Source organism: Ruegeria meonggei (genome assembly GCF_042768335.1).
GTDB classification, from domain to species: Bacteria; Pseudomonadota; Alphaproteobacteria; order Rhodobacterales; family Rhodobacteraceae; genus Ruegeria; species Ruegeria meonggei.
The window spans coordinates 3085487-3108926 of the sequence record NZ_JAXHBT010000001.1 but is presented as its reverse complement, the minus strand read 5'-3'; the positions used below and the strand labels follow the sequence as shown (position 1 = coordinate 3108926).

The window sequence follows — 23440 nt, the reverse complement described above, 5'->3', positions numbered from 1 at the left end:
GTCATGAAAGATCAATCCATGTCGAAAATCGAAATCCGCAATGAAGGAATGCGCATCGGCGGTGAGGTCGTCTTTACCGACGAAACGGTGCCGGTTCTGTACCCTTACACGAATGAGGTTGTCGGCTATGTGCCCGCCGGCAAGGCCGAACATGCGCGCAAGGCGTTTGAGATTGCAGCGAAATACACTCCCAAGCTCACAAGATACGAGCGCAGCCAAATTTTGCAGCGCGCGGGTGAATTGATTGGTGAACGCCGTGAATACTTGGCCAAGTGGCTGACGCTGGAACTGGGTATCTGTCACCAGCACGCGATTTATGAAACCAAGCGCGCGCAAGACGTCTATCAATTCGCAGCTGCCGAGGCGATGAAAGACGATGGTGAAATCTTTTCCTGCGACCTGACCCATAATGGCAAAGATCGTAAAATATTCACCATGCGCGAGCCAGTGAATGCGATCTCGGCAATCACACCGTTCAATCATCCACTTAACATGGTTAGCCACAAGATCGCGCCGTCGATTGCGACCAACAATTGCATGGTTTGCAAGCCGACGGAACTGACGCCACTGACGGCGCTGACGCTAGCTGACATCCTCTACGACGCTGGCCTGCCGCCTGAAATGTTTCAGGTGGTTACCGGCTGGCCGGGTGACATTGGCGATGAGATGATCACCAATGATAACATCGACATCATCACCTTCACCGGTGGTGTGCCGGTGGGCAAGATGATCGCCGAAAAGGGCGTATACAAGCGGCAAGCGCTGGAATTGGGGGGCAATGATCCCCTGATTGTTTTGAACGATCTTTCTGACGCTGATCTGGAGAAGGCCGCGACCATCGCCGTGGCAGGTGCCACTGGAAATTCGGGTCAGCGCTGCACTGCGATCAAGCGCATTTTAGTGCAAGAAAGCGTGGCCGACAAATTCGTCCCGCTGGTGCTCGAAAAGGCGAAGAAGATCGAATTTGGCGATCCACAAGACCCCGAGACCGAACTGGGCTGCGTCATCCATGATAAGGCAGCGGAACTGTTCGAGAGCCGCGTCTATCAGGCGGAAAAAGAAGGCGCCGAGATCCTCTATCATCCTGGCCGTCAGGGCGCGCTGCTACCGCCAATTGTTGTCGACAGAGTTCCACATGACAGCGAGTTGGTGATGGAAGAAACCTTTGGTCCCATTGTGCCCATTGTTCGGGTTCCGGACGATGACGACGAGGTGATGCGCATTTCCAATAGTACCGAATTCGGTCTTTCTTCGGGCGTCTGTACCAACGACTTGAACCGTGCGATTGCCTTTATCAACGGTCTGAACGTGGGCACCTGCAACATCTGGGAACAACCCGGATACCGTATCGAAATGTCCCCCTTCGGCGGCATCAAGGACAGCGGTAATGGGGTCAAAGAAGGTGTCATTGAGGCCATGAAGTTCTTTACCAACGTAAAGACCTACTCGCTGCCCTGGCCACGCTAGTTTTTGCGCCTCGACCCGATCCGGGCCGGGGCACCAAAAGTTCCTCCCTGGTAATGGCGGACTTTGCGGGGTCCGCATTTTTTCACAAGCGGCGTTGAGGAAAAGCATGTCACAAATCGTCCACACGGAAGGCGAATCCAATACTTCCAGCGCGCGAAAAGCATGGATGAAGGAATCTATAGGGCCTAAATCTTCACCCTTGCTAAAGCGTGACGCGAACAGGTTTCTGCATCAGTCACTGTCCTCGCCATGCGTCAGCACCATAGCCAAGGCTGAGGGAATTTGGGTCGAGGACCTAGACGGCCGCCGTTACATGGATTTCCATGGTAATTCAGTGCACCATATCGGTTACGGCCATCCCCGTTTGATCGCCGCGATCAAGGCGCAGCTGGATGACCTGCCATTCTCGCCCCGTCGCTTTACCAATGACCCCGCAGTAGAACTGGCCGAAAAACTCGCCGAAATCACGCCAGGTGACCTTGGGAAGATGCTATTTACCACTGGCGGCTCTGATGCCAATGAGGTTGCTCTCAAGATCGCACGCGCAGCAACCGGTCGGTTCAAAACAATTAGCTTCTGGGATGCTTTCCACGGCGCTGGTTTCGGTGCCGCAAGTGTCGGAGGAGAGGCAACATTTCGCAGCCACATAGCCGGCCCGCTTTTGCCGGGTGCCGAGCACGTCGCACCCTTTGCATGTTACCGGTGCCCCTACAATCACGTCGGACCGGAAACCTGCGGATTGGCATGTGCAAAAATGGTCGAGTTCGTTTTGGAACGCGAAGGTGATGTAGCTGCGGTCATCGCTGAACCTATGCGCGCTGTGCCCTATGTGCCGCCCCCAGATTTCTGGAAATCGGTTCGGGACGCGTGCAATCGTCATGGGGCTCTTCTGATCATGGACGAGATTCCCACAGGTCTTGGTAAGACCGGCAAAATGTTCGCCTTTGAGCATGACGAGATTATCCCTGACATCGTCACTTTGGGTAAGGCGCTTGGTGGAGGTATCCTTCCCATTGCCGCTTGTATTGCGCGAACTGGACTCGATGTTTGTGGAGATTTTGCCATTGGGCACTATACACACGAAAAAAACCCGGTTACCGCGCGGGCCGCGCTGACGACGATACAAATCATAGAAGATGAGGGGCTGGTTGATCGTGCCGCTAAACTTGGCGAACACGCTATTAACCGCCTGAGGGACGAACTTCAGAATATTCCGATCGTAGGCGATATTCGCGGCCGCGGCCTGATGTTTGGCGTCGAAATCGTCGATGACCGCGCCGACAAGACGCCTGGAAATGCACGCGCAGAGCGTATCTACTATGCCTGTTTGGAAGCCGGCCTGAGTTTTAAGATCAGCCAGGGGTGTGTACTGACTTTGTCGCCGCCGCTAACGATCTCGCGGGAAGATTTGGACTGCGCGATCGATATTGTTGTCAATGCGATAAGGGACGAAAATTGACCCTTAGGGCCATACCAGGTGAGTGAAAATCATCGTGGTTACTGCTTGCCGGGGCTCTGTCACAAACTCAGGTTGGCATGCTGCATCTTGGTGTAATTTGATCCAGCTGAACGGTTGACTGAGGCAACGTTCAGGAATGCCGGATTATCGACTTCTGAGGTGTGCACTACCCAAAATCCGTGATCCTGTATGGGGTCTGTTTCTACGTCCGATACGGCGTCTCGAACCGCGACCTGTAGGGGAACGAGGTGTATCGGTTGATTATACGAGTCAGAACCGCTGGGTCGCGAAATAGTCAACCGAGGCGGCGCGCGTAGCGCAGAAGCGGAAGGCCAACGCCCCCGAATCCTGGCGTATGGATAAGATCTATATCAAAGTCTGCGGTGAATGGGTGTACTTACATCGCGCCGAAGATCGCCGCGGGTAAACCTTTGATTTCATGCTTTCCAATAAGCGAGACACGACGGTTGCACGAAAATTCTTCGCCAATGCAATCTACAACAATGGCATCCCGAAACGGATCACAACTGACCAAAGCAAGAGCAACGCGGCCGGAATCAAAGAGGTAAACAAGATCTTCAAGCGCCTGAGCAAATCTTTCAAAATCGATACCGTTCGCTCGAAGTTTCTCAACAATATTATTGAACGCGACTATTGGTTTAACAAAAGCCTCACACGACCGACGTTTGGCTTCAAAAACCTCACCCCAGCTGCAGCGACACTTACCGGGATCGAGACCGCCAATGTGATCCGCAAGGAGTAGCTTTACCAATTGAAGTTCAGCTTTCGTCAATTTGCGAACCTCGCGGAACAACTCCGTCCAGTCAGTTCATTCGCCCTGATCCATGAAAAATTTGCGACAGAGTCCAATGCTTGTCCAACAGGCGCTGAACACGACCTGATCTTAACCTCCGAATAATATCCGGTATGGACCGTTGCGATTGCAGCGCCTCTTTACCATCTTAACAGTCGGCTGTAGGTGGACGACATTTGGACAGCAAGGCATAGGCGACCCGCCAGGTTTCTGCACACGGTGTCGAACGGCGGGTCAAGCAGAATTTACGGAGCATCATTTGAGATTCATGTCCGATAACAAGGTTTTAAGGTTCCTGGCACTGGCCGGTGCAGCTATCCTGATCGGGCTGGCGGTATTCGGTTTTACAGGGCGCTATTTCGCGGCCGGGGATTCCATCGCCCTCATGCGGCCCCAGATCGGGGTCTTGTTGATTGTGTTTGCCGTGATCCTGTTGTTTGTGCATGCCAGAGGTTTTGCGCTGGTCTCGCTGGTCTTTGCCACGATTACAGTAGGTTCCGTCGCAGCCGGGTACTTGCCCTCGCAAGACGACTGCGGCACTACCTGCGTTACGCTGTACCAGAAAAACCTTATGTCCCACGCCTGGCCAAGGTATTCATTGGCTGACGATATTATTGAGTCCAATGCCGAGATTGTGACCCTTCAGGAAGTATCCAGTCACAATCAGCAATACATGCGCAACCTGTTCGACCACTATCCGACGTCAGCAATTTGTGAATTCAGGCCTGAGCAGAATGTTGCGATCCTGACGACTCTGCCAGTTGTCGAGGGCGCAGAGTTTTGTCAGCACGGGTTGGGGATGGTTGGCCTTCAGGTCGTTGGGCCGGACAACCAGCCAGTCTGGGTTATTTCCGTTCACCTCAACTGGCCTTACCCGTATGGACAATTTGAACAAAGCAAGAAGATCGCAGAGCACATCGAACAACTGGAAGGTCCGGTCTTGATTGCAGGAGATTTCAACATGGTTCACTGGGGTGGCAGTGTGCGCCGGATTGCATCTGCTGCCGGCAGTCAGGTCTTTGGTCCGGCTTTGAACACCCACAACCTGGGCAGTTGGATGGTGCCCATGCCAATTGACAACCTTCTTGCCCCCAAAGGTTCAACCGGCAATGCAGAACTGCGCCCTTTCATGGGATCTGACCATCTGGGGATCAAAGCCCGTATCAACCTGCCCTGAAATTCAGCAGGCCCGAAGGGGTGGCGCTGGATTGATCCGCGTCGCCGTACAGGCCTATACGGCCTGACCGTCTGCGTCGAAGAACTGCAATTTGTCGGGCGCAAAATGCAGGCCGATCTTTGTACCTGGTTTCAGATCCGTGTCGCCGCCAAGACGGACGGTGACCATTTCCCCGGTGCCGCAATCGACAATGACAAACATGTCGGCCCCCAGATATTCGACCACCTCGACCACTCCGTCACTGTGACCCGCACCCGGCGCAACCACGGTGATATGTTCCGGTCGGATGCCCAGTTTCGTGGCCGCTCCGGTCCGGTCAAACGGGCCGGCGCCGTCGTTGTCCAGCAGGAACCGATCCCCTGACACTGAGCAGGGCATCACGTTCATCTTCGGACTGCCGATGAACTGTGCCACGAATAGGTTGGCGGGGCGTTCATACAGCTCGCGCGGGGTACCGACCTGGGCAATGGTGCCGAACTCCAGCACAACGATACGGTCGGCCAGGGTCATCGCCTCAACCTGATCATGGGTCACATAGATCATGGTGCGGTTCAGGCTCTGGTGCAGTTTGGCGATCTCGTACCGCATTTCGACCCGCAGCGCGGCGTCAAGGTTCGACAGCGGTTCATCGAACAAAAACGCAGTCGGGTCGCGCACGATAGACCGCCCGATGGCCACGCGCTGCCGCTGCCCGCCGGACAGATCCTTGGGGCGGCGCTCCAGATAGGGGTCCAACTTTAGAACCTCTGCTGCATGGCCGACGCGCTTTGCGATTTCCGCCTTGGAGACACCGGCCACCTTCAGCGAAAAGCCCATATTCTCGGCCACGGTCAGATGTGGGTAAAGCGCGTAGGACTGAAACACCATCGTCAACCCGCGCTTGGATGGCGGGTGGTCGGTGACGTCATTGCCATTAATCAACAGCGCCCCGCGTGAGATATCCTCGAGCCCGCCGATCATCCGCAGCAGCGTGGACTTGCCACAACCCGAAGGGCCAACAAAGACAACGAATTCGCCCTCTTCGATCTGCAAGTCGATGCCCTTGATGACCTGTGCGCTGCCGAACCATTTCTCGACGGCTTTGAGTTCTATGCTGCCCATCAGTTTCTCCCTGCCCAATGCAACCAGACGGCGGCCGTCCAGGTAAACGAGTTCCCCCCCGCAGGTCCGCCGGTGATCGGGTCGAAATATTCGGCAAACCCGTGACCCGCAATCAGACGGGCAGTTTTCAAACGCAGGGCTTCAGCTTCGACACCGTGTCCCATGCCGGCCAGTCCAAAACCCGCAAGCATGTTCATGAAGGCCCAGGTCGGGCCGCGCCAGTACCGGCGTTCGTCGAATTTGGGCAGGTTTGGATCATAGCTGGGAATCGGATGCGGCACCGTGGTCAGAACGGATTTCAGGCGCTCCAGCATCTGAGGCGATTCAATTCCCGCGTACCAACACAAATAGCTAGCGTTAGAGACGCTTTGTGCCCACTCGCCGCTATGGGCATCTCGCGCATCAAACGAGCCAAGCATGTCATTCCACAGCGACTGCGCGCCTGCGTCCAGCCGGGCGATATCGGCGTGCAGCCCGTCAGCCTCAAGCCCCAGCTGTGCGCTGATGGCCAACAGATCGCGGGCGGCGCGCAGGGTGGTAAAGCTCATGGTGGGATCCGCCACGCGGAACGGATTGAGGGTCAGCAGTTTCTGCTGGTCCCATCTGACATCGCGCCCGATCTGCACCAGTTTGATGTACCGGTCATAGTCGTATTTGGTGGGGCGGTCATCGCTGTTGACATGGCTGGTGTCGCGGCGCTGATATTCACCCACATCCGAGGCATCGATGCCCGCCATTGCCCTGTCCCAATCTGGGGCATTGTCGCGCCCGGCCTCCCACGGGTGGGTGGTACAAACGGCACCGTAATCATCCAGCCGCCACTTCATGATCCAGCGGTGCCAGGCCAGCATGGCTGGAAACAGCGCGCGCATCCGCTTGGCGCCCGCCTCGGCATCCATATCCAGAATGCGCCGCGCCATGGTGGCGGCCAACGGCGGCTGTGTGATCCCCGAAGACGGGATCGGCCCAATACCGCCCCAGACATCCGGTCCAGGGAAATAGCCCGGATCAGGGTTGTGGAACAGGATATGCGGCACCATGCCATCCGCCCACTGGCCCGAGAATAGGGTCTCAAGCTCGACCCAGGCGCGGTCGATATCAAACTCGGCAAAACCCAGCGCCGCAATCGCGCTGTCCCAGTTCCATTGATACGGGTACAGCCCGCTGGTTGGGATGGTATAACCGCCGCGATCATTGGCGGTCAGGATATTGCGCGCGGATTCACTCGGCGAGGTATAGTGGTTCATCTCAGTCATCCTTTGACCGAACCGGCCGTCAGGCCCTTGGTCATGAAACGTTCAAGCCCCAAAAACAGGGCCATGATCGGAACGGTGGCAATCACCGCCCCGGCCATCAGGTGTTGGCGGGGAATTTCCGAAGAGTTCAGCATTGTAACGCCCCGGGTCAGGGTAAATTTCGACGGATCGTCCAGCAGCATGAAGGCCAGCAGGAACTCATTCCAGGCAATCATGAAGACATACAGCGACACCGAAGCCAGCGCCGGTAGGCTAAGCGGCAGGGTGATCTTCCAGATCACCGCAAGGCGCGACAATCCATCCATCAGCCCAGCCTCTTCCACCTCGGTCGGCAAACCGCGGAAATAGCCCTGCAGCATGTAAAGCGCGACGGGTATCGTAGTGACCGGGTAGATCATCACAATCCCAAGGATTGAATTGCGCAGCCCGGTCACCGAAAAGGCAATATAGATTGGCAGCGCCAGCACGATCATTGGCACCATATAGATCAGCAGGATCGAGCGCGAGAATGCCTTTTGCCCCTGAAACCGGAACCGCGCCACCGCATATGCGCCGGGCACGCTGAAGGCCAGGGTAATTGCCACTGTCACCACCGAGACAATGAAAGACGTCCACAGATAGGTACCGAAATTGAAATCGCGAAACAGTTCGGTATAGCTGCGGAACAGGGCAGCACCCTGGTTCAGGTCGACCGAGAAATCCAGCGGGTTCTGCAGCAATGCCTGCTGCGATTTCAGGCTGGTCATCACCATCACATAAAATGGAATGACCACAATGGCCGTGAAAAAGATGTATCCGAACCCGGTGCAGAACCGGATGACGGCATCCTCGAACTCGTGCCGGGTTAGCGCCGCAAACGGTGTCTCTTTCAGGATCGCTGCCAAAGACAGGTGCATCACCACAGCCATCACAACCACGGTGACCAGAACCGCCTGCACCGAGGTATTCGCGCCGATCAGAACCGGGCCAAACCCGGTCAACCCGGACAGGCCCAGCAGCGCGGATATGCCCAGACGGGCCGGTGCGCGCCGCATCGGGAACCGGACATAAACCAGACCTGCAATTGCTCCCCAGATCAGGCAAAGCAGAACCTGCGGGCGAAACGCAGCCCCGGTTGAAAATGACAGAGTGATGGCAGCTGTAGTGGCAATCACCACCAGCCACAGCGCGCCCAGTACCGGGCCGGTAAGGTACCCCTTGCGCATTACAGGCCCTCCTCTCGGCTGATAAAGCGGAAAAAGACAAAGCTGAACGCGATCAGGCAGATCAGGATCACCACGGCCACGGCGGCACCCGCCCCAATGTTCGAAATCGCAAAGGCCTGCTCATAGACATTCACGGTCAACGTACGGGTGCCCGCATTGCCGCCGGTCAGCAGGAAAATGTCGTCGAACTTGTTGAAGGTCCAGATAAAGCGCAGCAGGAACAAGACTGACAGGATGCCCAAAAGTTGCGGTATGCTCAGCAGCCAGAACTTCTGGAACGGTGAGGCCCCGTCCATGTCGGCCGCCTCATACATGCTGGAGTTGATGGATTGCATCCTTGCAAGGATGAACAGGAAGGACAGCGGGAAATAGCGCCAAATCTCGAACACAGTCACCATGATCAGCGCCAGCGGGCGTTCCCCGAAGAAATTGATCGGCTCGCTGCTTACGCCCATCTGCACCAGCAGCGCGTTGGCCGAACCCGAAAAGGGATCAAACAGCGTGACCCAGGTAAAGGCCACGGCAATGACCGGGGCGACATAGGGAAACAGGTAAAGCCCCCGGATGATGCCTTGTCCCCTGAAACTCTTGTTCAGCAACAGGGCCGCAAACAGCCCCATGACCAGCGCTCCGATGGTGCCAAAAACGGTATAAAACAGAGTGACCCATAGCACGCCCCAAAACTCGGACCCGTCAAAGACGCGGGCAAAGTTTTCCAGGCTGAAGTCCAGATTGGTCAGGACATTGGGCCCGCTGCCAGTCACATCAGGTTCCGAGTTTTCGACCAGATCCTCAAACGCGTCCGGGTCGCCATCGACGGTGATCGGGATACGGATGCGTTCCCGCTGGCCGCCTTCCAGCGTGCCGAAATCGCACAACAGCTGTTGCCCGTCCAGCACGCAGGGTGCGGTGACTTCGCCGACTGTCACACCGTCGGGCAACACATCGGAAAAGGACACCCCATCAATTGCGATCTCCTGGCTGGAGTTGCGCAGCCGGTATTCGATCCGCAGGTCGTCGCCTGATCCGCGCAGGCTTTCCCGGACGATCGGCGCAGGGGGGCGCAGATCGGACAGGGTAAAGGGCTTGAAGCTGATCCAGATGATTGCCAGCAGCGGCAGGATCACGACAAGCGAGACACTGATCACGGTTGGAGCCAACAGCGCCCAGGCCAGACGCGCCTCGCGTTTGGCTAGAGCCCCGGTTGCGGTCGGTGGGGTGGCCGAAGACATGGGATACCTCGAAGGGTTGAATGCAGCGGCGCGCAGGCCGCTGCAAGTGCCAGAGCGGCAGAGTTACTGGACCTTGGCGAGCTCTTCATTCATGGCGGCAACCGCAGCGGCGGCGCCGATCTCATCGTCGATATACTGACGCACGACCCGGTTGATGGCCTGAGAGTTGATCATCTTTGAGGCCAGCGCCAGTTGTCCCTCGGCCACGCCCCAACGCTGGGCGACGTCCAGTCCATTGACGATCTCGTCGATCATTGCCTGATCATACAATTCGCCCAGGGGTGCCTTTCGATCTACACCAACGGGCAGTTGCGCCCATGCCTCGGAAAATGCGGCCGGGTTGTCGGCGGTGCCGCGACGCACCGGGAATTTCCCCTCGGGGGCAATTGCCAGGGTCTGAGTATAGCCCTGATCCATCGCGTATTTCACAAACTCCATCGCCGCGTCGGTGTCGGCGTCATTGGTGATGCCGAAGTAACGAACGTCGCCCCAGGCTGCGCCATCGGGGTTGGACGGTCCCGAGAAATTGGTGACGATACCGGTTTTGGACGCCAGATCGCGTGACGTCGGATCGTCGGTGATGGTCGGTGGGGCACTATCGCGCAGTCCGGCCAGTTCATCCAGAATGAAGGGTGACCAGATGATCATCGCAGCCTTGCCATCAAAATACAGCTCGCGCGATTGCTTCCAATACAGCTCTCCCGGAGGCGACGCTTTTGAGATCGCTTTGTAGAAATCCAGAACCTCGGTCGTTTTTGCCTCATCCAAAGCCTGGAAACCGTCAGTTCCAACCGGACTGACACCATTGGCGAGGAAAACATGCTCCAGAACCTGGCTCATGAAATTCTCGTCCACCTTGGTGGCGGCGACAAAACCGTACATCTCGGGCGGGTTATGCAATGCGTCCAGTGCTGTCACCACATTGGCGAAGGAGCTGGGCGCATCCAATCCAGCGGCATCAAACAGGTCTTTGCGGTAGACCACCATCTGCGTCCAGCCATCCACCGGCACGGATGCGGTTTCATCGTTGAACGCAGCCATGGCCAGCGCGCCGGGGGCAAAAGTGTCGGCGCCCAACTCTTCGATCACTTCGGTGGCGGCTTCGGTGTCAAGAATGCCCGCCTCGGCCCAGGGCAACGCGTATTGCAGCGGGTGATAGACTACATCAGGCAGATCACCGGCGGCAAAGGCGGCAGTGGCGCGGGTGCCCAGATCGGTTTCAGTGACCGGGATCACCTCGACCGTGGTGCCGGTATCGGCCTTGAACTGATCGGCCATCTCCTGCTGCTTGGCCAGACGTTCTGGCTGTTCCTCGGTGGTCCAGAAGCGGATCGTGTCGGCCTGCACGGACAGCGCGGTCAACGCCAGTACAAGCGATGAGCCAAGCATCAGCCTGGCTGCTTTGGGTGTCAGTTTCATCGGTGGTTTCCTCCCCGGTTTTGGTCTTTGTAGTGGCGTATTTTTTGCGACAGCTCTGACGGCGTCAGCTGCGGCGGCCCGTCCGAGCCGCCTTCGACCAGCGTCGCCTCGGTCAACTCCCGAAGGGTGGTGGGATCCTCGCCTTGGATCTGGCGGATCAACAGGGTTGCCAGCCGCTGCCCTGCCGTGCGGGATTCCACCGCAAAGGTGGTCAGCGCCGGACGGGCATAGCGACATTCCGGAATGCCATCATAGCCGATCACTGAAACATCGCGGCCAATCTCAAACCCCTGATCCTGCGCCGCGGAACAAAAGCCCAATGCGGCCAGATCGGTGGCAAAGACAATCGCGGTTGGCGGTTGGTCCACTTGCATCAGGGCCATCGCCTGCGCAGCGCCATCATCACGTGTCCGTGCGCCTTTTCTGATCAGTGCGGGGTCAGCAGACAATCCCGCCTCGCGCAGACCTTTAAGATATCCATCACGGCGCAAATGGCTGTAGTTGAACTTCGGATCGCTGCCGACAAAACCGATACGCTGATGCCCGAACCCGGCCAGCCGCAGCACAGCCTTGCGCATGGCAGTTTCACCAGCGATGTCGAACCACGACGTCTCCTCCAGGTTATTTGGCTGTCCGTACCCGGTGCGGCCATACAGGATATGCGGTACTTTGAGATCTCGTAAAAGCCCGACCCGGCTGTCCTTGACCGCCGTCCGTGGCAGGATGAACCCGTCGGCTTTGCGCTCTTCGACCAGGCGGCGGAGCACGTTCAGCGTGTCCCGGTCCGACGTTGCAGTAGAGATGGTTATGGTCCAGTCCAGACTACTGGCCGCTTCACAGGCGCCAGCCAGAAAATCCTGCAGGAATGGATTGTGCTGATCCGGTTCGTCACTGTTCAGCACCATGGCAATCGCGCGCACCTGACCAGTCCGGATCGCCTGCGCATGGCTCAGTGGCCGGTATCCCAACTTGCGGGCCGCAGTCTTGACCCGCATTTGTGTCGATTCGGAGATATCCGGATAACCATTCATCGCCCGCGACACCGTGCTTTTGGACAGACCCAGATGTGCGGCCAGTTCGTCCAACTTGACCCGGCCAGAGACCGGGCTGCGATTCGCGGATGAACGCCGTTGATATGAAGAATTCGCAGTCATTTTGTTTATTTGTTTGTTCCGAAACCGGTTTCGGCAACGAAAAAGTTAAAAAAGATACAAATTGGCCAATTTTCAACGTTTTTGCGGAAAACCTGCTGTCAGCCCTGAGTTTCGACCAAAGCCTTCAGATTGGTCAGTCCGCGCTCGTAGTCGCCCCCGACCCAGTTATCCATCATCAACCCCATCCACCGGGACATCGGATTCAGGCCCAGATCCGAGACAAACCCCCAGGTCACCTGGGTCTGATCCCCTTCAGGCTGCAATTCAAAAGAAGCCTGCGCAGTGCCCATCGGACCAAAATCCAGTGCGGTTCTGACAGCCTGATCGGGCGTGCTGGCGGTAATCTCCTGCGAACCTGTCCCGACCTGCGGGTGATCCGAGCTCCAGTTCAGGGTGTTGCCTACGCCGGCTTCGGGTCCGCTATAGGATAGCTGTGTGTTCGGGTCACGGGACAACCAGGGGGACCATTTCTCGGTCTCTTGCATCGAGTTCACGAACGGAAAAATCGCGTTGGGCGGGGCATCAATCGTGATGCTGCGCGATACTTCGGCCTGGCCTGGCAACAGGTAAGAAATACCTACCAGGGCCAATACCAGGACAATGAGGGTAACGAGAATACGTTTAATGAATCGCATAATACGCGCCTGATCCAAACAGGGATGCGGCGACTATACCAAAAAATGGCGCAGAATCAGAGGTCTGATCCAGCGCCAATCATTCAGTCACTTTGTCCGGGGCCGCTCAGACAACCACGAACTTCTGTTCTGCTGGGTCGTAACACTGCAACCCACCTTCGCCAATGTCGGTCCACAGCCCGTGCAGGCTGAGTGAGCTGTCCTCGACCGCGGCGGCAATAAACGGGAAAGTCATCAGGTTTTCGAGCGAGGCAACAACCGCCTGCCTCTCGAATTGACGGGCTTGATCGACACTGTCCTCGATATCGGCCACCAGCTCGTACTTTGGTTTCAGGATGTCCATCCAGCGACCGACGAAGCTTTCTTTGGCTTCCAATTGCGGGGCCTGACCTTTGCACATGTCAATGCAGCCCTGAACGCCGCCGCATTGCGAATGGCCCAGCACGATCAGATGCGCAACCTTCAGCGCTGTGACCGCGTATTCAATTGCGGCGCTGGTGCCATGGTGGTCACCGTCCGGCGCATAAGGCGGCACGAGATTGGCAATGTTGCGATGAATGAAAAAGTCACCCTGATCTGCTCCGAACATCGACGTCACATGAACCCGGCTGTCGCAGCACGAGATAACCATCGCCCGCGGGCGCTGTCCCTCGGTTGCCAGGCGGCGGAACCAGACCTGATTTTCGGAATAGGTGGTGGCTTTCCAACCGTGATACCGTTTGACCAGATAACCTGGCAGAGGTTTCGCTAAGTCCATTCTAGTGTCCATTGTCGTGTTGCTGAAGGTTGCTGTAACCTGAATTCGAGGAAAATTCGAGTGATTATCCTGTTCTTTAGCAAGGTTTTGCAAAGGAATTCACCACCAAGGTCTGGTTATGCCGTGGGGGCGCAATGAATTGGGGTGAATGTGGTGGAAAAGATAGTCACGCTTGAACACAAAGAAACGGTGCGGTTGGATCCGGATCGGTTGACCGGTCTGTACCGGCAACTGGGCGACAAGAATGCGCTGGACGTGCTGTGCCGCACGGTCGAAGAACTGGCCGTGCGCCTGTCAAATTGTGAGCGGTTCTGGCGGCAGCGCGACTGGGCGGGGTTGCGCAAATGCGCCCGCTCGCTGGTGGCGATTTCGGAACAGATCGGCATGATGGCACTGGCCCATGTGGCCGGTGACGTTGCCCGATCGGTGGATGCCGGTGACGTTGTGGCAACCGGCGCCACGTTGTCCCGGTTGATCCGGGTCGGTGAAAAATCGCTGACTGTAATCTGGGATCAGCAGGATCTTTCGGTCTGACAGGGCTTGCAGAGGGATCGTGGGCAGCTAGGCTGGGTACAAATAGAACCAATCGAGATATTCATGACCCTGTCCTTCGCTTCTCGCTCCGATCCTTCTGTGCCGCTGCATGTCATTGCACAGCCAGATCTGGACACATGGCTAAGCAGTCAATCCGATCAGGTCACGTCCTGGGTTCGGGCCAGCGGATTTACCGCCGCGCTGGGCCAGGTGGTGCTTATCCCCGGCCCCGAAGGCACACCCGAACATGCGCTAGCCGGATACGGCAAAAGCTCTGGCCGGGCTCGCAAACGGTTTCCATTGGCGACCGCTGCCCTGGATCTGCCCGAAGGGAATTACCACATTGCCTCGGGCCTGCCCGATGATGCACTGGCCACCGAGTGCCTGGGCTGGTTGCTGACCAGATACGCGTTTGACCGCTATGCCTCGCAATCACCGGCCAAGGCCCGGCTGGTTGCACCCGAAGGGGTGGATGCCGCTCGGATCGAGGTTCTGGCCAATGCCGAGGCCCTGATCCGCGATCTGGTCAATACGCCCGCGTCGGATATGGGTCCCGATCAATTGCACGCTGCGGCTGAGGCGCTGGCACAGGAATTCGATGCTGTCTGCGAGGTGGTGCGCGGCGCAGCTTTGTTGGAACAGAACTTCCCCTTGATCCACACCGTCGGTCGGGCTGCCGCGCAGGATCCGCGCCTGATAGAGATGAACTGGGGCAGCGCGGGGCCGAAACTGACATTGGTGGGCAAAGGAGTTTGTTTTGATACCGGCGGGCTGAACTTGAAGCCGGGAAATTCGATGGCGCTGATGAAGAAGGACATGGGGGGCGCGGCAAATGTTCTGGGTCTGGCGCGGATGATCATGGCGCTGAACCTGCCGCTGCAACTGCGGGTTCTGATACCGGCCGTCGAAAACGCGGTGGCCGGAGATGCCTTTCGGCCCGGCGACATCCTGACTTCACGCAAAGGCCTGACGGTTGAGATCAACAACACCGATGCCGAAGGGCGGCTGGTGCTGGCCGACGCGCTGGCGTTGGCCGATGAGGGCGCGCCGGATCTGGTGATCTCGATGGCGACGCTGACGGGCGCGGCGCGGGTGGCACTGGGGCCGGATCTGGCCCCGTTCTATACGGATGATGACAACGCGGCAGGGGCGTTGGCGCTGGCCGGACAACAGGCTGCTGATCCAGTTTGGCGAATGCCGTTTCATGAGCCGTATGAGACGATGATCGAGCCCGGCATCGCCGATCTGGATAATGCACCCTCTGGCGGGTTCGCGGGATCTATCACTGCTGCCTTGTTCCTGCGCCGGTTCGTGGGTGACAGCCGCTATATGCATTTCGATATTTATTCCTGGCAGCCCGGCAACGCACCTGGGCGCACCAAGGGTGGCTTGGGCCAGGGTCCCCGTGCCCTGCTGACCGCCCTGCCTGAGATGTTGGACCTATGACCAGGAGGCGCGTCATTCACCCGGTCGTTGACCTGCTGCGCCAGCCAGATGGGCCGCGCGATCGTCAACTGTTGTTCGGTGACACGGTCGAGGTGGTCGAAACCCAAACTGGTTGGAGCCGCGTCGCCGCAGACAAGGACGGGTATCCCGGCTGGGTGGCTTCGGATCAGCTTGCAGAGCCAGTTCCCGACACCCACTGGATCACCGCCCCGGCCACCCATGCTTATGCCCTGCCGGATATGAAAAGCCCCGATCGCGTATCGCTGAGTTTCGGAAGCAAGGTGCTGGTGTTGTCCGAACAAAACGGATTTCTGGAAACGGAATTGGGATTTATCCCTGCGGTTCATGCCAAACTAAACGCCACTCGACTGACCGATCCGGTGTCAGTGGCCGAGCTTTTTTTGGGCACACCCTACCTTTGGGGCGGCAACAGCCGGTTCGGGCTGGATTGCTCAGGTCTCGTGCAGGCCGGGTTGCTGGCCTGCGGCCTGCCTTGCCCCGGCGACAGCGGTGATCAGGAACGAGAGCTGGGCGAGACGCTGCCCAAAGGAACGCCTGCCAAACGCGGCGATCTGCTGTTCTGGAAAGGGCACGTGGCCTGGGTCTATGGTGACAACATGCTGTTACACGCCAACGCCTTCCACATGGATGTGACGTTTGAGCCGATGGATCAGGCGGTTACGCGCATTCTGGAACAGGGCGACGGGCCTGTGATGGCCCACAAACGGCTCTAATCCAGGTCAACCGAGCGGATCAACTTGCGCTCTAGCACCCGCAAAACCGTGCGCAGATCATGGCCGCGTTTCAGGATACGCCCATCCATTCCAACCACCGAATACATCCCCTGCTTTTGCCGCAGGCGGGGGTCTTTCTCGACCCGGTAGATCGGATGTTCTGCCGTGCGCCGAAAGATGGAAAACACCGCCATGTCGCGCAGGTTGGAAATGCTATAATCGCGCCATTCTCCGGCAGCAACCATTCGGCCATAGACTGACAGGATATGGGACATCTCGCGACGGTCGAACGCGACGGGCATCTGGGCCGAATTCGCAGAAAACCGGCTGGGAGGCTGCATGTTCATACCCCAAGCCTCGCCGGAAAACGCATTTGAATCAAGCCCGCTGGTTTGAGTATGTGGCATTTTTGAACCGGTGTGCTTTAGCGTCGTCCAACTTGCCGACAGATCAGGATCACAGGCAAAAGACCCACGGCCAGTATCACCAGCGAAGGAACAGCTGCGCCTTCCAGCCGCTCATCCGAGGCCAGCCGATAGGCCTGCACCGCCAGCGTATCAAAGTTGAAAGGCCGCATGATCAGGGTTGCGGGCAGCTCTTTCATCACGTCTACAAAGACGATCAGCAACGCAGTCAGCAGCGACGGCGTCAGGATTGGCAAATGCACCCGGCGCAGCGTGCCCAGCGGCGTCTGACCCAAGGACCGAGAAGCCGCATCCATATTGGCATGCACCGTGCTCTGCCCGCCTTCATAGGCACTCAGCGCAGCGGCCAGAAAGCGCACCATATAGGCCGCAACCAACAACCAGATTGAACCCGTGACCAGCAAGCCGGTTGAGATATCGAAGGTTTGCCGCATCCACGCATCCAGTGCGTTGTCGAAGCTGGCAAAGGGCACAATCAGCCCCACAGCAATCACGCCCCCCGGCACCGCATAGCCCAGCCGCGCCAGATACCCGGTGCTGGACGACACCTGGCCTGGCCTCAGCCGCTGAAAGAACCCGACGCAGATCGCCGCGCACACCGTTACCACAGCGGCCACGCCCGCAAGGGTCAAAGAGTTCTGGATGAACCCGACATAGCGCTGCGACAGCAGGTTCTGTTCAGATGTCAGCCCCATCTGGATCAGGATGAACACCGGCAGCAAAAAGCCCAGCAGAACCGGAATGACACACAGTGTAAAGGCCGCAGCAGATTGCCAGCCTTTAAGCTGTGCCGAGGGTAAACTGGCGTGGCTTTTGCCAGCTTGATAGTATTTTGCCCTGCCCCGCTGCATCCGTTCGGCCACCGCCATAAGCAAGGCAAAGCCCAGCAGGCATAGGGCCAGTTGCGCCGCTGCAGCCCGGTCTCCGATCGAAAACCAGCTGGTATAGATACCGGTAGCAAAGGTCTGTACGCCGAAATAAGCCACAGTGCCGAAATCGGCGATGGTTTCCATGATCGCCAGCAGGACGCCCCCGGCGATGGCCGGACGGGCCATCGGCAGCGACACATGCCAGAACGCCAGCCACGGGCTTTTGCCCAGCGCGCGGGCGGCCAGAAACGCGGTGGCGCTTTGCTGCAGAAACGCCGCACGCGCCAGCAGGTACACATAGGGGTAAAGCACCAGGATCAGCATGACCGCTGCGCCTTCTGTCGAGCGGATCTCAGGAAACCAATAATCCCGCGGACCCCAGCCGGTTACATCGCGCAGGGTGGACTGAACTATGCCCGGATGGTCCAGAATGAACGTATACGCATAGGCCAGCACATAGGCAGGGAAGGCCAGCGGCAGAACCAGAGCGATCTCAAGAAAGCGCACACCGGGAAACCGGGTCATTGTCACCAGCCACGCCGCCCCAACTCCGATGCAAAAGGTACCGGCAGCCACCAGAACCACCAATATGACCGTCGTCAGCGCATAACCGGGCAAAACCGTGTCCAACAGGTGCGAGATCGTTTCCGTCCCGCCCGTCACCGCCGCCAGAACAACCGCAACCATTGGCAACAGACACGCAGCCGCCACCAAACATGCCACAGTACCCACCAGCCGGGTGCCAAAAGCACCACGGTTGCGCGTTCCGTGCTCTGAGTAGTCGATTTCGGCCATGGTTCCGGTTTGTGGCTGACAAGCGCAGGTTCGACCTTTAATCGACTAAAACGCTAAGAAACACCAGTGGGCCGGGATACAATTCTGCGGCGCAATCTGCCGCAGAGCTGTTTTCAAGTCACTCGTAGACGCGCTGATCCTCGATCACCAACCCGTCCTTGGGCAGCGTTCCCGGGGCCACGACCTCGATCGCGCCCTTTAGTTTCAACACTTCGATCACTGATCTGGCGTAGGCAATGTCGTCCCCACCCGGGCTTTCGATCTGAACGGTCATGGTGTCCATTTCACCCTGGCGCGCGGCGATGACGCGGGCTTTGACGATCTCAGCGTGTTTGTCGACCAGTGCAGCCACCTGTTCAGGGCGGACAAACATCCCCTTGATCTTGGTGGTCTGATCGGCACGTCCCATCCAGCCTTTGATACGCATGTTGGTTCGACCACAGGGCGATTCACCCGGCATGATCGCGGACAGATCACCGGTCGCAAACCGGACAAGCGGGTAATCGGGGTTGAGGGTGGTAACCACGACCTCACCCACCTCACCTGCGGCGACGGGGGCTCCGGTGCCCGGGGTGACGATTTCCACAATCACGTGTTCGTCGAGGATCATGCCCTCCATCGCGGGGCTCTCATAGGCGATGTTGCCCAGATCGGCCGTCGCATAACACTGCAGGCAGGAAATTCCGCGATCCGCATAGTCCTGCCGCAGCGACGGAAACAATGCGCCACCGCCCACTACAGCGGATGAGAAATTCAGCGCGACGCCCATCTCGTCGGCCTTGTCCAGGATCACTTTCAGATAGTCCGGCGTACCAGCATACGAGGTGCAGCCCACATCGCGCGCCGCCGTCACCTGCAGCTCGGTCTGGCCGGTTCCGGCAGGCAGCACTGCTGCTCCGACAGCCCGCGCACCGCTTTCGAAAATCATGCCCGCGGGCGTCAAGTGATAGCCAAAACAGTTCTGGACAATGTCACCCGGTCCGACACCTGCGGCGTGCAGAAACCGCCCCATGCGCCACCAATCATGGTCGGTGCTGCCCGGTTCATAGATCGGGCCGGGGGATTGAAAAACGTGATGGAAATGGCGCGCCGGTTTGACAGTGAACCCGCCAAAGGGCGGTCGCGTCGCCTGAGCCTGTGCCAGATCAGACTTGCGTAAAACAGGCAGCTTCACAAGATCCTGGACCGAGGTCACATCATCGGTGTCCACACCAGCCATATGCGCGGCAAACCCGGGCGCGGATTTTGCCCGCTGGATCTGGACTCGCAGCGCCTGCGTTTGATCGGCGGCGCGCTGATCAGCTGACCGGGTTTCAAGCGCATCGTAGAATTTCGTCATCGCTAAATCCTCCATCCGCTTACAGCCACCTCTTGCGGCGGCGATACGACCGCACGTCGCGAAAGCTTTTTCGGCCATCGTCGGACATGCCCAGATAGAATTCCTTCACATCTGGGTTTTCACGAAGTTCGGCCGCCGGGCCATCCATGACGACGCGGCCCGATTCCAGAATGTATCCGTAATGCGCAAACCGCAGCGCCACGTTGGTGTTCTGTTCGGCCAGCAGGAAGGACACGCCTTCCTTTTCGTTCAGATCCTTCACGATGCCAAAAATCTCTTCGACCAGCTGCGGCGCCAGACCCATCGAGGGTTCATCCAGCAGGATCGTCTCGGGCCGCGACATCAGCGCCCGCCCCATCGCCACCATCTGTTGTTCACCGCCCGAGGTATAGCCTGCCTGCGACCGGCGACGTTCCTTGAGGCGGGGGAAATATGTATAAACCAGTTCCAAATCCTGCAGGATCGCGGCTTTGCCATCCTTACGGGTATAGGCTCCGGTCAGCAGGTTTTCTTCGACCGTCAGGTGCTCGAAACAGTGGCGGCCTTCCATTACCTGGATGACACCTTTTTCCACCAAAACAGCGGGGTCACTTTCATGTACGCTGGTGCCGCGATATTTGATCGTGCCTTTTGTCACCTCGCCACGTTCGGAATGCAGCAGGTTGGACACCGCCTTCAGCGTCGTTGTCTTACCCGCACCATTGCCACCCAGCAGCGCGGTGATACCGCCTTTGGGAACCGTCAGGCTGACACCTTTAAGAACGAGGATCACATGGTTGTAGATCACCTCGATATTGTTGACCTCTAGCAGGGTATCGGCCTGCACTTTGGTGTTTTCTGCCGCATCCAGCATCTGCGCGTGTCCTCGTGCGAGTGTCGGGTTCGGGGCGGCGGCCAACCGCCGCCCCGCGTGTCAAAAGCGCCTTAGTTGCAGCGCGATTCGATGTTGTTTTCTGCCGCATAGGCTGCGGAATCCTCGTTGATCAGCGCACCAATCACGCCGCCATCGGTGGCTTTAAACTCTGAGATCAGCGACCAAGTCTTGTTGGCTGCGTCCCACTGGGTCACACCAACCAATGCATCACCTCCGTGGTTTTCACACGACACCGAGAAGGTTGGACCGAAATTCGGCAGACCCAGTTCGACCATCTTCGCTTCGGTGATCTCCAGCGCTTCCATGCCATCACGCATTTCTGCGGGGGTAATGTCGGCATTGCCCGAGATTTCCTGAGCTTTCTTGACGGCTTCCGACGCCAGCATCGCCGCATAAAGACCACGGTTATACAGAACCGTGCCCACCTGATCGCCAGCACCCGCAGCCTTGCCCGTATCGACGACATATTTCTGGATGTCGTCAAACACCGGGAAATCCGTGCCCACATTGTGGAAGGTCAACGCCTTGTAGCCATTGGCGGCTTCGCCCGCTGGCAACACGTCGTTTTCCGAACCTGACCACCAGATGCCAATGAAGTTCTCCATCGGGAAACGGATGTTCGCGGCTTCTTGCACAGCAACCTGGTTCATCACACCCCAGCCCCACATCAGCACATAATCCGGCTTGTCACGGCGGATTTGCAGCCACTGGGACTTTTGTTCCTGACCGGGATGATCCACCGGCAACGCCGCCAGTTCAAAGCCGTGTTTCTTGGACAGCTCTTCCAGTGTACGGATCGGTTCTTTGCCATAGGCCGAGTTGTGATAGACCAAAGCGATTTTCTTACCGCTCAGATCGCCGCCGTTTTCCTCAAGCAGATAGTTGATCGCGCCAGAAGCTCCATCCCAGTAGTTGGCGGGATAGTTGAACGTATGGCTGAACACATCGCCGTTTTTAGCCGAGGTCCGACCATAGCCCATCGTGTGCAACGGGATGCCATCTGCGGTCACTTTTGGGATCAGCTGATAGGTGATGCCGGTCGACAGCGGTTGATAGACCAACGCGCCTTCGCCTTTGGTGGATTCATAGCATTCCACACCTTTTTCAGTGTTATAGCCCGTCTCGCATTCGACCATGCGGACTGGAACACCGCCAATGCCACCATCCCGTTCGTTCAGAAGGGTGAAATAGTCATTGTATCCATCCGAGAACGGGATGCCGCCAGCCGCATAAGGCCCGGTACGATAGCTCAGATCTGGTATGACCAGATCCGCCAGTGCCGGCCCAGCGGCCATCAGGGCGCCCAGCGCCATGGTTGCCAGTTTTGTTGTCATCGGGTGTTTCCTCCCTTGATTAATCCGATGTTGTGTTCGGGCTTTCCCACCCGTTTTTTGATTGGGCCAGCCCCCTAGTGGGGGAATGGCCAGAGTCTGAGTTTCTCTTTGGTCACGCGCCAAAGCTGCGCCAGACCGTGCGGCTCGAGGATCAGGAACATGATGATCAGCGCACCGACAATCACCAGTTGCAGATGGGCGACGATATCCGTGGGCCAGCCCAGCACGTCGACACCAACCACCTTGAGAACTACGGGCAGCAGCACCAGAAACGCAGCACCCGCAAAGGATCCGAAAATCGAACCCAGGCCGCCAATGATCACCATGAACAGCACGAGGAAAGATTTCTGGATGCCGAACACTTCGCCAACCTCGACCGCACCGAGGTACACGGCAAAAAACAGCGCCCCTGCGATACCGACAAAGAAAGAACTGACGGCAAAGGCTGTCAGCTTGGCCTTGAGAGGGTTTACCCCGATAATCTCGGCCGCAATGTCCATGTCGCGGATCGCCATCCAGGAACGCCCCGTGGTGCCGCGGGTCAAGTTGCGCGCGATGATGGCGCAGAAGGCCAGGAAGATTAGGCAGAACAAATAAGTCGCCCAGGCTGGCGCGTTTGGTCCGGTGATGATGATACCGAATACATCCCGCTCGGGCGCGTTTATCTGTCCCGAGGCGGAATAGTTGTAGAACCATGGGACCCGGTTGAACAGCCAGACCAGAAAGAACTGTGCGGCCAGGGTGGCCACCGCCAGATAAAACCCCTTGATCCGCAGAGATGGCAGGCCGAACAATACGCCAACAATGGCCGTGACCCCTCCGGCAAGGAACACGTGGACAAACATGCTGACATCCGGGAACGCGGTCATTAGTTTGTAACAGGCATAGGCCCCCACGGCCATGAACCCGCCCGTGCCCAGCGACACCTGCCCGCAATAGCCCACCAAAATGTTCAGCCCGATCGCCGCGATAGCGTAAATCAGGAACGGTAGCAGCAGCGCATTGGCCCAATAGTCATTGATGATAAAAGGGATGATCCCAAAACCCACCGCCACCACCACATAATACCGATACCGGTCGAACTTGATCGGGAAGGTCTGGCTGTCATCTGTGTAGGAGGTTTTGAAATCTCCAGCCTCACGATAAAACATGTCTTACTTTCCCCATTCTTCCTGCGCCCTGTTTCGGGTCGCGGCGTCCAGTTGTTTGGACCCTTTGGCGTAACCGCTTGCCTCGGATGTGCGCACCAGTTTCATGTAGGCCATAATGCCCGTAACCAGCCCGGCAAAGGCCAGGATCGCCGCGATCACCAACTGGCCCTCGGTCAGGTCATCCGAGGTCAGGGCGATATAGCCAAAGGCCCAGAATCCGGCCCACGCGATCACATTGAGGATGGCAATCAGTTTTGACATCG

Annotated in this window: 22 protein-coding genes and 1 pseudogene; 8 read left to right on the top strand and 15 right to left on the bottom strand. The window is 57.8% G+C overall.

The window, feature by feature from the left end; genetic code table 11:
• Positions 1–3: 3 nt before the first annotated feature.
• The 4 genes and pseudogenes from phnY (at position 4) to SJY13_RS15310 (ending at position 4917) form a co-directional block, all read left to right on the top strand.
• The gene (phnY, locus tag SJY13_RS15325) at positions 4–1467 is read left to right on the top strand and encodes a phosphonoacetaldehyde dehydrogenase (protein WP_377192001.1); all 1464 of its coding nucleotides are present in this window, start codon (positions 4–6) and stop codon (positions 1465–1467) included.
• A 106-nt stretch (positions 1468–1573) separates the two neighbouring features.
• A complete protein-coding gene (pbfA, locus tag SJY13_RS15320) occupies positions 1574–2926 on the top strand; it encodes a (R)-1-hydroxy-2-aminoethylphosphonate ammonia-lyase (protein ID WP_377191999.1) in 1353 nt (450 codons plus the stop codon).
• A gap of 161 nt (positions 2927–3087) precedes the next feature.
• Positions 3088–3689: pseudogene (locus SJY13_RS15315) on the top strand (IS6 family transposase).
• A 319-nt stretch (positions 3690–4008) separates the two neighbouring features.
• The gene (locus SJY13_RS15310) at positions 4009–4917 is read left to right on the top strand and encodes an endonuclease/exonuclease/phosphatase family protein (RefSeq protein ID WP_377191997.1); all 909 of its coding nucleotides are present in this window, start codon (positions 4009–4011) and stop codon (positions 4915–4917) included.
• 54 nt (positions 4918–4971) lie between these two features.
• Here SJY13_RS15310 and SJY13_RS15305 read toward each other — a convergent pair whose 3' ends face one another.
• The 8 genes from SJY13_RS15305 to SJY13_RS15270 all read right to left on the bottom strand — a co-directional run bounded on the left by SJY13_RS15305 (position 4972) and on the right by SJY13_RS15270 (position 13676).
• Complete coding sequence (locus SJY13_RS15305) at positions 4972–6018, bottom strand: ABC transporter ATP-binding protein (protein WP_377191995.1); 1047 nt, start codon at positions 6016–6018, stop codon at positions 4972–4974.
• Positions 6018–7265: an MGH1-like glycoside hydrolase domain-containing protein gene (locus SJY13_RS15300; RefSeq protein WP_377191993.1), complete on the bottom strand. Its 1248-nt coding sequence runs from the start codon at positions 7263–7265 to the stop codon at positions 6018–6020. Before SJY13_RS15300 ends, SJY13_RS15305 begins: the two co-directional genes overlap by 1 nt.
• A 5-nt stretch (positions 7266–7270) precedes the next feature.
• Positions 7271–8479 carry a carbohydrate ABC transporter permease gene (locus SJY13_RS15295; RefSeq protein ID WP_377191991.1) on the bottom strand — a complete coding sequence of 403 codons (1209 nt, stop codon included), beginning with the start codon at positions 8477–8479 and terminating at the stop codon, positions 7271–7273.
• A complete protein-coding gene (locus SJY13_RS15290; protein ID WP_377191989.1) occupies positions 8479–9711 on the bottom strand; it encodes a carbohydrate ABC transporter permease in 1233 nt (410 codons plus the stop codon). The genes SJY13_RS15295 and SJY13_RS15290 overlap by 1 nt, the downstream gene beginning before the upstream one ends.
• A gap of 63 nt (positions 9712–9774) precedes the next feature.
• Positions 9775–11130 carry an ABC transporter substrate-binding protein gene (locus SJY13_RS15285; protein ID WP_377191987.1) on the bottom strand — a complete coding sequence of 452 codons (1356 nt, stop codon included), beginning with the start codon at positions 11128–11130 and terminating at the stop codon, positions 9775–9777.
• On the bottom strand, positions 11127–12284 hold the full coding sequence (locus SJY13_RS15280) for a LacI family DNA-binding transcriptional regulator (RefSeq protein WP_377191985.1): 1158 nt from the start codon (positions 12282–12284) through the stop codon (positions 11127–11129). Before SJY13_RS15280 ends, SJY13_RS15285 begins: the two co-directional genes overlap by 4 nt.
• Positions 12285–12382: 98 nt before the next feature.
• Positions 12383–12919, bottom strand: coding sequence for an SRPBCC family protein (locus SJY13_RS15275; RefSeq protein ID WP_377191983.1), 537 nt, complete (start codon positions 12917–12919; stop codon positions 12383–12385).
• Between the two features lie 106 nt (positions 12920–13025).
• Positions 13026–13676 (bottom strand): carbonic anhydrase, encoded by a 651-nt coding sequence (locus SJY13_RS15270; RefSeq protein WP_085822537.1) that lies wholly within the window; start codon positions 13674–13676, stop codon positions 13026–13028.
• Between the two features lie 144 nt (positions 13677–13820).
• On the opposite strand from SJY13_RS15270, the gene SJY13_RS15265 reads away from it, so the two are divergent.
• The 4 genes from SJY13_RS15265 to SJY13_RS15250 all read left to right on the top strand — a co-directional run bounded on the left by SJY13_RS15265 (position 13821) and on the right by SJY13_RS15250 (position 16390).
• On the top strand, positions 13821–14210 hold the full coding sequence (locus tag SJY13_RS15265) for a hypothetical protein (protein ID WP_377191981.1): 390 nt from the start codon (positions 13821–13823) through the stop codon (positions 14208–14210).
• A 63-nt stretch (positions 14211–14273) separates the two neighbouring features.
• Positions 14274–15656 (top strand): leucyl aminopeptidase family protein, encoded by a 1383-nt coding sequence (locus SJY13_RS15260; RefSeq protein WP_377191979.1) that lies wholly within the window; start codon positions 14274–14276, stop codon positions 15654–15656.
• Positions 15637–15687 (top strand): hypothetical protein, encoded by a 51-nt coding sequence (locus tag SJY13_RS15255; RefSeq protein WP_377193682.1) that lies wholly within the window; start codon positions 15637–15639, stop codon positions 15685–15687. The genes SJY13_RS15260 and SJY13_RS15255 overlap by 20 nt, the downstream gene beginning before the upstream one ends.
• Complete coding sequence (locus tag SJY13_RS15250) at positions 15671–16390, top strand: C40 family peptidase (protein WP_377193680.1); 720 nt, start codon at positions 15671–15673, stop codon at positions 16388–16390. The genes SJY13_RS15255 and SJY13_RS15250 overlap by 17 nt, the downstream gene beginning before the upstream one ends.
• Here the strand turns inward: SJY13_RS15250 and SJY13_RS15245 are convergent.
• The 7 genes from SJY13_RS15245 to SJY13_RS15215 form a co-directional block, all read right to left on the bottom strand.
• Positions 16387–16737, bottom strand: coding sequence for a DUF2794 domain-containing protein (locus SJY13_RS15245; protein WP_377193678.1), 351 nt, complete (start codon positions 16735–16737; stop codon positions 16387–16389). The two genes, SJY13_RS15250 and SJY13_RS15245, sit on opposite strands and share 4 nt — an antisense overlap.
• Before the next feature lie 77 nt (positions 16738–16814).
• On the bottom strand, positions 16815–18479 hold the full coding sequence (locus SJY13_RS15240) for an ABC transporter permease (protein WP_377191977.1): 1665 nt from the start codon (positions 18477–18479) through the stop codon (positions 16815–16817).
• Between the two features lie 118 nt (positions 18480–18597).
• Positions 18598–19818: a phenylacetate--CoA ligase family protein gene (locus SJY13_RS15235; RefSeq protein WP_377191975.1), complete on the bottom strand. Its 1221-nt coding sequence runs from the start codon at positions 19816–19818 to the stop codon at positions 18598–18600.
• 19 nt (positions 19819–19837) lie between these two features.
• The gene (locus tag SJY13_RS15230) at positions 19838–20671 is read right to left on the bottom strand and encodes an ABC transporter ATP-binding protein (protein ID WP_377191973.1); all 834 of its coding nucleotides are present in this window, start codon (positions 20669–20671) and stop codon (positions 19838–19840) included.
• Positions 20672–20742: 71 nt separating this feature from the next.
• Positions 20743–22026 carry an ABC transporter substrate-binding protein gene (locus tag SJY13_RS15225; RefSeq protein ID WP_377191971.1) on the bottom strand — a complete coding sequence of 428 codons (1284 nt, stop codon included), beginning with the start codon at positions 22024–22026 and terminating at the stop codon, positions 20743–20745.
• A gap of 74 nt (positions 22027–22100) precedes the next feature.
• Entirely contained in the window at positions 22101–23177 is a 1077-nt protein-coding gene (locus tag SJY13_RS15220; protein ID WP_377191969.1) for a branched-chain amino acid ABC transporter permease, read from the bottom strand.
• A gap of 3 nt (positions 23178–23180) precedes the next feature.
• Positions 23181–23438, bottom strand: a complete 258-nt coding sequence (locus tag SJY13_RS15215) for a hypothetical protein (protein WP_085822528.1) — start codon at positions 23436–23438, stop codon at positions 23181–23183.
• Positions 23439–23440: the final 2 nt, after the last annotated feature.

What these genes read in the sequence shown, in the direction of transcription:
- SJY13_RS15220 (WP_377191969.1), bottom strand. Translation starts at nt 23,177, where the DNA reads ATGTTTTATCGTGAGGCTGGAGATTTCAAAACCTCCTACACAGATGAC.
- SJY13_RS15300 (WP_377191993.1), bottom strand. Translation starts at nt 7,265, where the DNA reads ATGAACCACTATACCTCGCCGAGTGAATCCGCGCGCAATATCCTGACC.
- SJY13_RS15305 (WP_377191995.1), bottom strand. Translation starts at nt 6,018, where the DNA reads ATGGGCAGCATAGAACTCAAAGCCGTCGAGAAATGGTTCGGCAGCGCA.
- SJY13_RS15310 (WP_377191997.1), top strand. Translation starts at nt 4,009, where the DNA reads ATGTCCGATAACAAGGTTTTAAGGTTCCTGGCACTGGCCGGTGCAGCT.
- SJY13_RS15290 (WP_377191989.1), bottom strand. Translation starts at nt 9,711, where the DNA reads ATGTCTTCGGCCACCCCACCGACCGCAACCGGGGCTCTAGCCAAACGC.
- SJY13_RS15230 (WP_377191973.1), bottom strand. Translation starts at nt 20,671, where the DNA reads ATGCTGGATGCGGCAGAAAACACCAAAGTGCAGGCCGATACCCTGCTA.
- SJY13_RS15295 (WP_377191991.1), bottom strand. Translation starts at nt 8,479, where the DNA reads ATGCGCAAGGGGTACCTTACCGGCCCGGTACTGGGCGCGCTGTGGCTG.
- SJY13_RS15215 (WP_085822528.1), bottom strand. Translation starts at nt 23,438, where the DNA reads ATGTCAAAACTGATTGCCATCCTCAATGTGATCGCGTGGGCCGGATTC.
- pbfA (WP_377191999.1), top strand. Translation starts at nt 1,574, where the DNA reads ATGTCACAAATCGTCCACACGGAAGGCGAATCCAATACTTCCAGCGCG.
- SJY13_RS15245 (WP_377193678.1), bottom strand. Translation starts at nt 16,737, where the DNA reads ATGAACATGCAGCCTCCCAGCCGGTTTTCTGCGAATTCGGCCCAGATG.
- SJY13_RS15275 (WP_377191983.1), bottom strand. Translation starts at nt 12,919, where the DNA reads ATGCGATTCATTAAACGTATTCTCGTTACCCTCATTGTCCTGGTATTG.
- SJY13_RS15285 (WP_377191987.1), bottom strand. Translation starts at nt 11,130, where the DNA reads ATGAAACTGACACCCAAAGCAGCCAGGCTGATGCTTGGCTCATCGCTT.
- phnY (WP_377192001.1), top strand. Translation starts at nt 4, where the DNA reads ATGAAAGATCAATCCATGTCGAAAATCGAAATCCGCAATGAAGGAATG.
- SJY13_RS15270 (WP_085822537.1), bottom strand. Translation starts at nt 13,676, where the DNA reads ATGGACTTAGCGAAACCTCTGCCAGGTTATCTGGTCAAACGGTATCAC.
- SJY13_RS15280 (WP_377191985.1), bottom strand. Translation starts at nt 12,284, where the DNA reads ATGACTGCGAATTCTTCATATCAACGGCGTTCATCCGCGAATCGCAGC.
- SJY13_RS15225 (WP_377191971.1), bottom strand. Translation starts at nt 22,026, where the DNA reads ATGACAACAAAACTGGCAACCATGGCGCTGGGCGCCCTGATGGCCGCT.
- SJY13_RS15235 (WP_377191975.1), bottom strand. Translation starts at nt 19,818, where the DNA reads ATGACGAAATTCTACGATGCGCTTGAAACCCGGTCAGCTGATCAGCGC.
- SJY13_RS15260 (WP_377191979.1), top strand. Translation starts at nt 14,274, where the DNA reads ATGACCCTGTCCTTCGCTTCTCGCTCCGATCCTTCTGTGCCGCTGCAT.
- SJY13_RS15240 (WP_377191977.1), bottom strand. Translation starts at nt 18,479, where the DNA reads ATGGCCGAAATCGACTACTCAGAGCACGGAACGCGCAACCGTGGTGCT.